The following is a 12156-nucleotide window of genomic DNA, read 5'->3' as shown; positions in this document are numbered from 1 at the left end:
CGATGGACACCCTTGCCCTTGGCTAATGGTTCCCACTGCCAAGCCCATAGCGGACTTTCACCGCCAAGCTATCGCCCATGCCGGGCGCACACAAAGAAAAAACGGGGGCTACAAAAGCCCCCGTTTTTTTATAGCGCTAAAGTCTAATTTACCTGGTGCTTGCAAGATGGTATAATATTGGGGCCAATGCTAGCCGGTAATATTAAGCTTTTCGTGGCTCATCTATGTAATTAAAAGCTTGCTTCTGTTTACCTAAAGTAACATGATTTGGATCCGGGCCTCATTTGCCGGCTTCGAATCATGAAATCATCAGCGATGAGAGTTTTTAAGTTGAAAAAAAGCGCGAAGAAAAGCAGGACGATTGTTAACGGCCTAAGCCCAATAGAAGTAGAAATCATGCAGGTTATCTGGAGAGATGGGAAAGTGACGGTAAGAGCCGTCCATGAGGAACTTCTAGAGAACGGATACATTCCCTATACGACCATTATGGCCGCGATGAACAACCTTTCCCTAAAAGGGATTTTGAAACAGAACAGGGAAAACAAAGCGTATGTCTACTCCGCCGCTATAAGCAATACCAAGGTGGCAAACCAAATAATAGATAGTGTGATTGATAGAATCCTGGGAGGGTCTAAGAATCCTATCTTGCGACACCTGCTAAAGATCAAGGACGAGGCCGAGTTGGAAGAGCTTCTTAAGCTCAAGGAAAAGCTGTAGTCCTAAATTCGTTTTTGCATTCGCTCGGTCGTCTCTTGAGCGTTACCGGTTATGGCTTAAGGTTCTTTACGGCGTTCATATCGAGCTTTTTGACAACTTCGACTATCAGGTTTACGGCGTTTTCAAAATCGTTATGGTCCATGATTGAAACGTGGCTATGGATATAGCGGGTTGGAACGCCGATAACAAGACTCGGTACTCCTGTGCCGTGTAGATGTATTCTGCCTGCATCGGTACCTCCCCTGACTCCCGCCTGGAATTGGTGCGGGATATTGTTTTCTTCTGCTGTTGTTACAGCCAGATCACGTAATTTAGTGTTTGGAATCAAGCTGCCATCAAGAACTACGATAGAAGGTCCCTTCCCTAGTTTAGCCTGGGCTTCGTTCTCACCCACGCCCGGGGTATCGCCGGCAATTGAAACCTCGGCTGCGATCGCCACATCGGGGTTTATAAGAGCAGCGCTGCTTTTAGCGCCCCGTAATCCTACTTCCTCCTGAACGGTACCGACGCCAAAAACGCTGTTGGGGTGATCGATATCCGTTAGCCTCTTGACGACTTCCATAAAAACAGCGCAACCGACGCGATTATCCAGGGCTTTTCCCATAAGCATGTTGTCTTTTTTCATGCGGGTGAACGGGCTTTCGGGGACGATGGGGTCGCCCGGCTTTATGCCCATGTCTTTAACATCCGCATCGCTTGAGGCGCCGATATCGATGAACATGTCCTTCATCTCAACGACCCTCTTTCGCTCTTCAGGGGAGAGAACGTGGGGCGGCTTTGAGCCGATTATACCTGGGACGTCCCCCTTTGTGCCTTTTACGGTAACCCGGTGGGCGAGCATGACCTGATCCCACCAGCCGCCAAGAGGTTGGAATTTTATGAATCCTTCTTTGGTGATGAACGAGACCATGAGACCGACTTCGTCCATATGGCCGGCAATCATTATTCGTGGCTGATCGCTTGTGCCTTTTTTCTGGGCGATGATGCTTCCCAGGTTGTCGACTTCGATATCGGTGATCGATTCGAGATGGCGACGGATCAGCTGTCTGACATCGCCTTCAAATCCGGACACCCCGGATGCGTTTACCAGTTCTTCTAGAAGTTTGATTGAATCGGACATTATTTTTCCTCCCGGCGGTTTTGTTTACTGGGTTACTACCCGATGATTACTATTCTTAGTATCCTTAGCATAGTTTAAAGCATAACGCTTGTATAGGTAGGGCAACTGCCCTTTCCTACCTCCTCGTCAATGCCTCATTATGCGGCGGATGATTGCTCGCTTAAGACCTGTACCATCAGCTCGAAGGCTATTTCGCTCTGTTCGATGTCGTTTTCTTTTGTGTCGAACGCAACGTGTGGTGTGAACCAGAATTTTGTCATGGGCAGGGAGATCAACAAATCGTACGCCCAGTTCTTGCTCGGCCTTCTCGCTTCGGCGAACGTCGTAGTAAAGCACCTCTTGTAGCTCGAAACCCGAGAGGCGTTTTGCGACGGTTTGCCCGATCCTGCCCATACCGACAATCCCCAGTGTTTTTCCCTTGATCTCAGTCCCCTTCGCCTGCTCCCAGACGCCGGAATAGACCTTCTCGACCAGATATGGGATATCCCTCAATGCGGAGCCAAGCAGAAAGACGGTCATCTCGGCAACGGCGTTAATGGATGAGCCCGTAGTCTCAAGGGTGATACGACGCTGCTTGATTTTGTTCATCGCCTCGTCGGTGAAGAAGGTATCGGGTTGCGTTCCCCAGAATATTATCGCCTTTAGGCACTCAGCCGCATTGATTACGGCACCGGTTACTTTCTCGCTGCCGCCGAGAATATAGCCGTCGACATTTTTTATGGCTTCTATAAGGTCTTTTTCACGTAAGTCGGCAGGTTTTCTGATAACGGCTATGTTATGATCTTCAAACTCGTGTACCGTTTTTGGGACGAGCACATCTCCAGTTACTAAAATCCGCATTGTTTCCAGCCCCCAAGAATCGTAAACCGGCTTTATATAGCTTATATGTTGCCGAGAACCGAGATCGGGAAACCCTGCGCGGATGCATTTATGGTTTTGGTGGAGTACGGGCAACCGTTACGGGTCAGGCTGTCTAAAAACCTCTTTTTGAGGAAATTTGGACAGCCTTTTTCAAAAGTTACTAAGAACTGCAAATATCTTGGGCCGTAAGCTCGGGTTTTCTAGTTTTTTAGGCCGCTTTTAATCTCATTATCAGGCCGATTTCTTCTCCTTGGACTCCCTTTCTTTTTAATCCGTTAAATATCTTAATCAGGTTATGCGCCGTACAGGAGAGACCCAGCTCAACGGAGACCATCTTCTTGCCTCGACAGAGGAACGTGGTTAGTTTTTGGTTGTACTTTAAGTTACCGATCACCGGCTCGATTTCCCATATTCGTTCCCCATGTGCGGCCTTGCCATGAGCAGAGTTGAGCTTCTCTCGCATTTCTTGCCGTAACTGCTCCAGGTGAAGGTTAATCTTGATGCGTCGTGCTTCGCCTGAAGTGCAAAGGTGCTCTCAATTATGGAGAGATCTAAACCATCAACAATGTCGTTTACCATAAAGCAAAAGTGGTCAGGAGGCAAGCATTCTTTAAACGATGGCGGCAGAAGCATAGCTTGATTTTGAATGTATGGTTTAAAGTTCATGTAAAAACATCCTAATTACTTCATACGTTATACGTATAGTTTACGCTCAGTTAAGCGTAAAAACCAGTAGTTAAGAGGATTTTAACGCAGTCTGCCATTGAATTGGGGCGTTGTTCTACATGCCCCATCTTTCCTTGAACACTATAAAGCCTTGAACACTAATAACGGGGTATTACAATATTATGCATTGTAATGCAACTCACTTTACATATTAATATTAGCGACGTATACTATCTAATAAGCCCTAGCATTCTTAAATATTCGCTAGATAACTAAACGGGCCAGCACTCGACAAACCAATAATCTCCAATATTAAATTTTATTTCTCATTATTAGCAAACCAATAAGGCAATCTTCCAATGAGAACTCTTCCCGCATATGTTTATTGCCTTGGAGTTAGACAAAGGAAACGCTCGATTCAAAAACTAAGTCAATTTATCAACATTTAGTAAGCAGTATTTCATAGAAGGAGCATTGCCTATGGTCGGATAATGGCTGCAGATTGACCAAATGAACCACCCTCTCGGAACGTCACCACAAAGATTATGTATGGTTTTAGTTATTACGTATCATACGATAAGTCAAGAGAAGGGATGCATAATGATAAAGGTTGTTCCTATTTTGAAGTTGCGAAGATTACTCCGCCCAAGTACCGTACGCTTAATAGTTTTAAGTCTTATTGTTACTGCAAATATTGCAGTAGCCGCGCCAGCATTTGCAACTCATTTATTTGATGGTGGCTCAAGATGGGTAGCAAATAATACAGGAGCCGCTGCAACCATCGAAACTGCAGTTAATCCTACTGTAGCTTCTGGCGGATCATCATCAGCCTGGCCAATGGTTGTTGGGTATTACGATGCTGACCAACAATATATACAGGTTGGTTGGTGCAAAGACTATCCCCAATCAGCACCGGTTTATTTCTGGGAATATAGTAATTATCATTCCCCGAACCAAATCCATTATATGAAATATTTGGGCACATCCACTATTGGCAGCTACAACGATTTTATGGTTGGCAGGGACAGTAGCACATGGTACGCTAAAATTAACGGAAACATTGTTGGTACAGTAGGATATAGTGCTCTTGGAATAGAAGGTTACCGCACAGATTTTCTAGGTGAGACTTTTACGCGGAGTGACCACATGCCAGGCATAACATCTAATAAGAACTCATTCGGCAGTCTTCAATACAAAGATTCAAGTTTTGTGTGGCACACCCAAACAGTGGGTAGTGTTATAAATGACGCAACGGATATCTATGCTAACAATGCCGTTGCCGGTGCTGCAAGTTTTTGGATTTGGGATAAGCGATAGTGTAATGTTGTATTTTATAAAGAGAGGAAGCTAAAATGTTTAGTGGTTCTACGATTAAGGTTATACCTGCTGTGCTAGCCATAGTATTGATATTGAGTTATGCCGCATATGCATCAGTAAGCCATAAATCAGCTAGTAAGCATATAGCAGAGGCATCTAACACTGTTTCAGCGCAATCAGATTTGGAAATGTTAGCATCTGATCCAGGAATGAAAGAGCATCATTTTGAATTGAAGCAACCTGCAAAATCGGCAGACATGACAAGTAAAGAGGCAATAGATAAAGCAAAAACATATATAGCAGGTGGGTATGACAGTGAACATGCAACTGGCGTACATGCTGTATATGCGTTATTTACAGATAATGAAACACCAAAATTGCCAGAAAAGGACATCCTGCTAAAAGATCTACCGGTTTGGATTGTTACGATCGAGGGCCTCAAAATAGAGGGGCATGGTGGTGTTGCGCACAGTGGCACACCAGTGAAAGCCCAGCCTCCACTTACCCAACTGCATATTGTTATTAATGATAGTACTGGTGAAGTGCTTGAAATGTTCTCTTACAAGTAAGGCCAAGATAATAGTAAGACTTTAAAGCAAGAGGGCGATTTTAAAATCTCCCTCTTGCTTCACTTTATTTCAATAAACGATGGTAAGATATGTTGGAGTTCATAGTATAAGCGGAAGTCCCAATTATTAGGAGGATAGTTTTTAGACAGCCTGGGGTATAATGAGACCATGGCATTGGGAAAATACCGGGAGAAAAGAGAGTTTAGCGAGACACCGGAGCCTACCGGGCAACCGGGTACAACCTCGCAACAGCGCTTTGTGGTGCAGGAGCATTATGCCAGCCACCACCATTTTGACTTTCGCCTCGAACTGCCCGCCGACTTCTTTACATCAGGCGACCCGTCCGGGCCCATTGTGCTTAAAAGCTGGGCGGTACCCAAAGGGATTTCGGATGAAAAAGGGGTAAAACGGCTGGCGGTGCAAGTAGAGGATCATCCCGTGGGCTATATTGACTTTGAGGGTACGATACCCGAGGGGCAATACGGGGCCGGGACGGTTTCGATTTGGGATACGGGCACGTTTGAGATCGTCGAAAAGAAACCGAAAAGCCTTAAAATCGTCCTCCACGGGAAGCGGCTTTCGGGAGAGTTTCACCTGGTACATACTACGTTTGGCAAAGGAAACGACTGGCTTATTTTTAAATAACTTCGAGTATTCCCCCGCTTGTTGGGCCAGCGTTCGGGTAGTATAAACAACCGTAAGCATTTATGGACTGTTAGCGATTAGTTTTTAATATACTGCCAGGTCAAGGAATTTGGTAATTAATACCATGTGCCTAGTTGGTTGACTTATCGAGCCCCTAGTGGTTAAATTTTGAACCTGCATGGTACCTTTTAAAAGACATTATCGCACAACAGTTTTAATAATAGCCGTACTAGTGCTCTCTCTTCTAGCTTCAACGGCGCTCGCATCCCAGTTGGATGACAAACGCGCGCAGCTTAGAAAAGTTAAGGCCAAGGTCGAGGCAAACAAGAAGCTGCAGCATGCTGCCGTGAAAAAGCAGGCCGACGTCAAGCAGGAGATTAACCTTAACTTAAAAAAAGCCGGTCAGTTGCAGCTAGAGATTGTGAGCTTACAAGCGGATATAAGGTGGAGTACCTCTAAGAGAAAAGTCGCCGAAGCGCGACTCTTTGAGGCGCAGAAGCAGCTTAAGGCAACCCAATCCGCTCTTTCGGTTGCCGAGATGAAGCTTGCCTACAAGCGCGAAACTTATGATATGCGCATAAGCAGCATTTACAAAAACGGTCCGACGACAATCCTTCAAGTGCTGCTTAACTCTCGCGACCTGGGCGATTTGCTGATGCGTTCTTCGCTGCTTACTACCATCGCCGAGCATGATGGTAAGATGGTCGGCGATATGGAACACGCAAGAAAAGATATTGTGTCTAAACTCGATGAGGTCACGGCTCAGAAAAAGGTAATTGGCAGACAACACCTGCAATTAGTAGATGAAGAGAACCACTTGAAGGTGGTCAAGTGCAGATTGGTTGGGAAGCAGGATCTCTTCAAGAACGAGGTTAACCGGCAGAAGCAAATATTTGCCCGGGTCCAGCGTGATAAATCCAACCTGGAAAGCCAGGAAGATGTTCTTTTGTCCACGTCACAAATGGTGGCCGACCAGATTAAAACCCTGCAGAGGGGCGGGAGCATCACTACCTCGCGCGGCTATAGCAGGGCTTCATCCACCGGAGGCTACATCTGGCCTGTTTCAGCGCCGATTACCTCGCCCTTTGGCTGGCGCTTTCATCCGGTGCTCGGGTATTCGCGAATGCATACGGGGGTCGACCTTGGTTGCGGCTCGGGCACGCCGGTTCACGCCACGAAGGGCGGTACGGTCATTATGGCCGGATGGATGGGCGGCTATGGTAATGCGGTCGTAATCGATCATGGGGGCGGCATTTCCAGCCTTTACGGTCATAACGAAAGTCTTGACGTGAGCGAGGGCCAGCACGTGGACCAGGGCCAAATTATATCGCATTCGGGCTCAACGGGGATGTCGACCGGACCTCACCTGCATTTTGAAGTAAGGGTAAACGGGAACCCTCAAAACCCGCTCAATTTCCTTCCGTAGGTAACGGCGCAGCCTACCGATTACGCCGATTTTTTGTCATCGAGTAGCTCATCGCAGATTTTCTGGGTTCCTGGGCGAGTTTCTTGATTTGGCGTCGCCTGATTTCTCGATTTAACGGTTTCTCCTCTTGCAGCTTTGTATTCCCTTCCATCCAGCCCTCGGCAAAGTACCGGTTTTTAAAGGTAAAACCCGTTTTCCAGAGCAGATACCCAAGTAATCATATCTGGCTTCTGCACTTAGTGGCCGCAGTGGCCGCAGCCGCTGGTTGTTGCGATGGTGCCGCTGAGGTAGGCGATTACGGCTGCGTCGGGGCTTGTCTCGAGCGTCATGACGGGGTCGATGCCTGCGCTTTGCAAGGCGTGAACCATACCGCCGCCCATGCCGTTTGTTATAACTGCCGTGCAGTCGGATATTGAGCCGACAAGGCCGCCGTGGCCCGCATTGTGCACTGAATGATGGTGATGCTCGTCGTTACCGTGGTGGTGCTCATGGCGATCGTTGGGGCCGTGAACCGGTGTTACCTGGCGTATTTGCCTGGATACGATCGTGGCGCCCTCGACCTCATAGATAAATAATTTGCTGACATGGCCGAGATGGCCGCATACCGACACTTCGTCGGCTGTTGATACTGCGATTTTCATCGTAAAACCTCCTGATGTTTTTATAGATAGCTAGAGATTTGATAGGGAGCCCCTTATTTTGTTAATTGTTTCCCTGTTTAAAGAATAGTATATCCACTGTTTGTCCTTCCTCGATTTAACGAGGTCAGCTTCTTTTAACACGTTAAGGTGATGGGAGATTGTCGACGGAGAAAGCGGTATGCTCTCGATAATTTTACAAACGCTGAGTTCTCCATGCCCGTTAGAAACATCGTTTCCCCCGTCTTTTTCGGAGTTACTCAACAAAGACAGTATTTCCAATCTAGCAGGATTTGCCAGCGCTTTGAAATAGTTCTTTAATATACTTCCCTCCGGCATGGCCCGATATAGCAAGCCCTTACCCTTAATGCTTAAAAGCGATTATCATGTATAGGTTAATTAATAATATACCCGGTAGGGTATGTTGTCAATATCTGCGGGGACAGTGGCCGGAAGCCAAAGTTGGTAAGAATTACATGAAGAATACTTAGTAGATAAAACCCAGCTTTAAGAGGTTCCAAGGCGATATTAGTATAGGCATCCGATCGTATCACTGTCCGGCTCATCTGAAAGGCTAAGCATATCGAGGTCATATGCTTTTGATACCGCCTGCGCCCTGTCTGCGGCATCCAGCTTTTTAAGGATTACCCTGACGTGGGTTTTGACCGTATCGTAGCTTATTCCCAGTTCTGCGGATATGCGTTTATTTGTAAATCCTTCAGCAATCATTTTTAGGACTTGCAGTTGCCTGACCGAAAGCTTTATCTCCTTATAGACATCACTCTCATCAAGCAAAGCGTCGGCTATTTGCTGACTGATATATGTGCCGTCCTCATATACCCTTCTCAAGGCAAGTCTGATTTCATCAAGCTGACAATCCCACCTGAGTAGGCCTTCTACTTGTAGTCCAAGAAGCGCTCTCTGTATCTCGACCAATTTACCAACTACAAATGCAAGGATTTTTATCGACGGATCGATCTGCCGGGCTTTTCTAACAAGATCAGGGCCGGAGATATTGGGTTTTATAAAGCTAACGATAAGCACATCGGGCCGTTGCTCGGATATGATGCGCAGTGCGTCATCACATGATGACGTCTGCCCTATAATGAGTACATCCGGTTCGGAAGACAGGGCCGACTTAAAAGCCTCCCGCACTATCGGATACCGATGAACCGTAAGAACTTTAATTAAAGAAACCATCTCCTTATTTTGTCAGATTTTTATCGTGAAGGTTAAATCTACGTTAACATAAAAAAATAAATGAGGAGGTCACCCCCCTCATTTTTATCTAATTATTGCTTGCATCTTGAATATTTGCAAGATGCATACCGCTAAATATAACCCCTTTTCAAGACTACTGAAGCCGGTCACGCATACCCCACATAGCTATAGAGGTATCCTATCTGCCAACGGTAGCTGCTTTTATATTAACATATATTACCACTATTGCAGACAATAGAAAACTTGACCTTGTAGATTAACTAGACTTTGGCCGGTTCCGTGATCCCCGTGAGGTAAGCCGCAGCTTCTTCGGCCGCCTTTGTGCCTGAGTTTATACAATCGGGTATGCCGACGCCGCGATACGAACCGCCGGCCAGGAACATGCCGGGGTGTGCGGATGCGCGCTCTTTTATCTTTTTCAGGCGATCGAGGTGTCCGAGGGTGTATTGGGGCATGGCGTTCGGCCACCGGAATATCCAGGTTTCGGCCGGTTCGGCATCGATACCCATAACTTTTTTAAGCTCCGCTTTTACCACAAACTCCAGCTCGTCATCGGGTAGGAATGCGTTTTCCTGGGAACGTGCGCCGCCCAGGACCACGCGGATCATAGCGTAATCGTTATTGGGGATACGCCCGCTCCACTTGGTGGAACTCCAGGTGCAGCCTTTGACTTTGTATCCTTCCCCGAGCGGAACCAAAAACCCGAAACCTTTGAAATCGTGCTTTATGTCTTTTCTGCGGTAGGCAAGAGAAATGGTCGCCGACGACGCCTGCGGGATTTCGTTCAAAACGCCGGCCAGCTGCGTATCGATGTTTTCGACAAGCGTTGCCGCATCGTTTGATGGGGAAGCAAAGACTACCGCATCCGCCACGATAGTCGTGCCATCGGTCATCTGCAGCTTGTATGCGGTGAAGCCATCTTCGCCCTTTACTTCGTCAATCCCGGCAACTTCGGCGTTTACGAGTATCTTATCTTTATCTGCGGCTTTGTAGAGTTCATCGATGATATCCTGCATACCGCCCTTCATTGACATATGAAGCGTGCGCTTAGGGCCCGCCGGGGCGCCCGGTTTAGCCCCCTGGGGAGCGGCCTTAAGCCTGGCCTTCATAGCTGCGATCATACCTTTGGTTATGCTGCCGTATTTCTGCTCCATATCCAGAAGGATGGGGAAGGTGGCTGCAAGGCTCATCGTTTCGGGATCGCTTGAGTAGATGCCGGCGACCAGCGGATCGGCAAGCCTATCCAGGCACTCTTTGCCAAGACGCCTGCGAACATAGCTTGCCAGCGTCTCATCGCCCGGTTCTTTCTTGGGGATGAAAAAGTCCATGGCCATGCGGATCTTGCCCGGCCAGGAAAAGAGATCGGTGGTTATAAACGGCATGACTTTGGTCGGGACGATCATCATGACGCCGTCCGGCAGCTCGCGCAGCCTGTTCTTTACGAGAATGTAGGTTTTTTTCACCTCGTCGTTACTCACGATGAATTTGTCTTCGCAGCCGAGTTTCTTTGCAAGCTCGAAAATCGAGGGCTTGGTTGAGATGAAGGAGTCGGGGCCGCCTTCGACTACAAACCCGTTAGCAGTGCGCTCGGTGTGGATTTTCCCGCCGAGGCGAGGGCTTTTCTCGAGCAGAACGTAGTCGATATCCGCCCCGCCGTCGATAGCCCGCTTAACGGCATAGGCCGCAGAGAGCCCGGTTATACCTCCACCTATGATTGCCACCTTTTTCATGCTTTCCACCTTCTTGTGTTAGCTGTCAGCTTTCAGCGGTCAGCCATCAGCTAAAATCTATACATCACGCTACGTACTACTATTTAACGCTTCCAGCACCATGGATGCCAGCGCCTCTATGAATTTGGGCGAATCGTTAAGCGCGTCGGAGCGCTCGTAGTTTAATCCCAGCTTCTCGGCCTGCCCTTTATGAAGAATATCGAGGTCCCAGAGGGTCTCGACGTGATCGGCTGCAAATCCGACGGGAACGACGAGCACGTCCTTATGCCCACCGGCGAGTATTTCTTCATAGACCTCTTCCACCACCGGCCCCAGCCAAGCCCCGGGGATGCTCCCCTTGCTTTGAAATGCAAGCTTCCAGGAAAGCGGACCGGTTTTTTTAAGAACCTCATCGATTGTCGCCTTGATTTCCTCGACATACGGATCGCCGGATTCGATGTAGGCTACGGGGAGGCTGTGTGCGCTAAAGATAACCTGGATACCGGATTGTCGTTCGCGCGGGAACCTTTCGAGGGCTAAAGTGATCTTCTCGGCAACCGCCTCGATAAAGACCGGGTGATTGTACATGCCGCCGATTATCTCTATTGAAATATCGAGGTTTTTCTCGGAGACCACGCGATCGATCTCCTCGCCGTACGCCCCCGTGCTGACCCTCGAGTGGTGCGGGGACATGCTGATCGCAAAGGCGCGGCGTATGCCGTCGGCCGCCATTTGCGTAATCGTATCCTCGATAAACGGGTGCCAATAGCGCATTCCAACGCACGTCTTAAACGATACGGACCCATCGCTTAGCTCGTTAAGTTTAGACTCAAGGGCATCGGCCTGGCGTTTTGTGATTTCGGGAAGCGGGGATTTTCCTCCGATGAGACGGTACTTATCCTTGGCCCTTACCACTATCTCGGGCGTGGGTTTTCTTCCCTTCATGAGTTTTTCCATGAACGACTCGACCGCATCGAGGCAGTCCGGCCCCCCGAAGGCCATCAGCATAACGCCGATTGTTTCTTTACCGGATTGGTTAGAAGACACCTTGATCTCTCCTTTAAGATAGTGCCATCTTCCTCGCTTGCTATTTGGCATTTATCAGATGTCATTCTGAGCGAAGCGAAGAATCTAGATCGCACTCACAGATTCTATCACTGGGCTTGTCTAAGCTTTGATATACCGTCCTAAGAAGCATCTACAAGCTTTTATCAACCATCTATCTCACTCAGGTTATCTAAGCTTAGACCCTCCTGCTATAAAAAAA

Annotated in this window: 13 protein-coding genes and 1 pseudogene; 5 read left to right on the top strand and 9 right to left on the bottom strand. The window is 47.9% G+C overall.

What is annotated here, in order from left to right:
* Positions 1-330: 330 nt before the first annotated feature.
* A complete protein-coding gene (locus tag COY37_RS05195) occupies positions 331-717 on the top strand; it encodes a BlaI/MecI/CopY family transcriptional regulator (protein ID WP_286976557.1) in 387 nt (128 codons plus the stop codon).
* A 49-nt stretch (positions 718-766) separates the two neighbouring features.
* Here COY37_RS05195 and COY37_RS05190 read toward each other — a convergent pair whose 3' ends face one another.
* The 3 genes and pseudogenes from COY37_RS05190 to COY37_RS05180 form a co-directional block, all read right to left on the bottom strand.
* Positions 767-1837: a M42 family metallopeptidase gene (locus tag COY37_RS05190; RefSeq protein ID WP_286677443.1), complete on the bottom strand. Its 1071-nt coding sequence runs from the start codon at positions 1835-1837 to the stop codon at positions 767-769.
* Positions 1838-1963: 126 nt separating this feature from the next.
* The gene (locus tag COY37_RS05185) at positions 1964-2677 is read right to left on the bottom strand and encodes an NAD(P)-dependent oxidoreductase (RefSeq protein ID WP_286677444.1); all 714 of its coding nucleotides are present in this window, start codon (positions 2675-2677) and stop codon (positions 1964-1966) included.
* Positions 2678-2906: 229 nt separating this feature from the next.
* A pseudogene (locus tag COY37_RS05180) lies at positions 2907-3206 on the bottom strand (transposase); the annotation flags it as partial.
* Between the two features lie 758 nt (positions 3207-3964).
* On the opposite strand from COY37_RS05180, the gene COY37_RS05175 reads away from it, so the two are divergent.
* The 4 genes from COY37_RS05175 to COY37_RS05160 all read left to right on the top strand — a co-directional run bounded on the left by COY37_RS05175 (position 3965) and on the right by COY37_RS05160 (position 7321).
* Entirely contained in the window at positions 3965-4681 is a 717-nt protein-coding gene (locus COY37_RS05175; protein WP_286677445.1) for a hypothetical protein, read from the top strand.
* Positions 4682-4716: 35 nt separating this feature from the next.
* A complete protein-coding gene (locus tag COY37_RS05170) occupies positions 4717-5250 on the top strand; it encodes a hypothetical protein (protein ID WP_286677446.1) in 534 nt (177 codons plus the stop codon).
* Positions 5251-5418: 168 nt separating this feature from the next.
* A complete protein-coding gene (locus tag COY37_RS05165; protein ID WP_286677447.1) occupies positions 5419-5895 on the top strand; it encodes a DNA polymerase ligase N-terminal domain-containing protein in 477 nt (158 codons plus the stop codon).
* A 178-nt stretch (positions 5896-6073) separates the two neighbouring features.
* Positions 6074-7321, top strand: a complete 1248-nt coding sequence (locus COY37_RS05160) for a murein hydrolase activator EnvC family protein (RefSeq protein ID WP_286677448.1) — start codon at positions 6074-6076, stop codon at positions 7319-7321.
* Between the two features lie 13 nt (positions 7322-7334).
* On the opposite strand, the gene COY37_RS11835 is transcribed toward COY37_RS05160, so the two are convergent.
* The 6 genes from COY37_RS11835 to hemH all read right to left on the bottom strand — a co-directional run bounded on the left by COY37_RS11835 (position 7335) and on the right by hemH (position 11936).
* Entirely contained in the window at positions 7335-7526 is a 192-nt protein-coding gene (locus COY37_RS11835; RefSeq protein ID WP_353682400.1) for a DUF1122 family protein, read from the bottom strand.
* 31 nt (positions 7527-7557) lie between these two features.
* Positions 7558-7962, bottom strand: coding sequence for a NifB/NifX family molybdenum-iron cluster-binding protein (locus tag COY37_RS05155; RefSeq protein ID WP_286677449.1), 405 nt, complete (start codon positions 7960-7962; stop codon positions 7558-7560).
* Between the two features lie 30 nt (positions 7963-7992).
* Positions 7993-8313, bottom strand: a complete 321-nt coding sequence (locus tag COY37_RS05150) for an ArsR/SmtB family transcription factor (RefSeq protein ID WP_286976552.1) — start codon at positions 8311-8313, stop codon at positions 7993-7995.
* A 174-nt stretch (positions 8314-8487) separates the two neighbouring features.
* On the bottom strand, positions 8488-9159 hold the full coding sequence (locus tag COY37_RS05145) for a response regulator transcription factor (RefSeq protein ID WP_286677451.1): 672 nt from the start codon (positions 9157-9159) through the stop codon (positions 8488-8490).
* A gap of 281 nt (positions 9160-9440) precedes the next feature.
* Positions 9441-10910, bottom strand: coding sequence for a protoporphyrinogen oxidase (gene hemG, locus COY37_RS05140; protein ID WP_286677452.1), 1470 nt, complete (start codon positions 10908-10910; stop codon positions 9441-9443).
* Between the two features lie 69 nt (positions 10911-10979).
* Entirely contained in the window at positions 10980-11936 is a 957-nt protein-coding gene (gene hemH / locus COY37_RS05135) for a ferrochelatase (protein WP_286677453.1), read from the bottom strand.
* Positions 11937-12156: the final 220 nt, after the last annotated feature.

This window comes from Candidatus Aquicultor secundus (assembly GCF_002791875.1).
Classification (GTDB): domain Bacteria; phylum Actinomycetota; class Aquicultoria; order Aquicultorales; family Aquicultoraceae; genus Aquicultor_A; species Aquicultor_A secundus.
The sequence above is the reverse complement of the archived record's forward strand: the minus strand, read 5'-3'. Positions and strand labels throughout refer to the sequence as shown.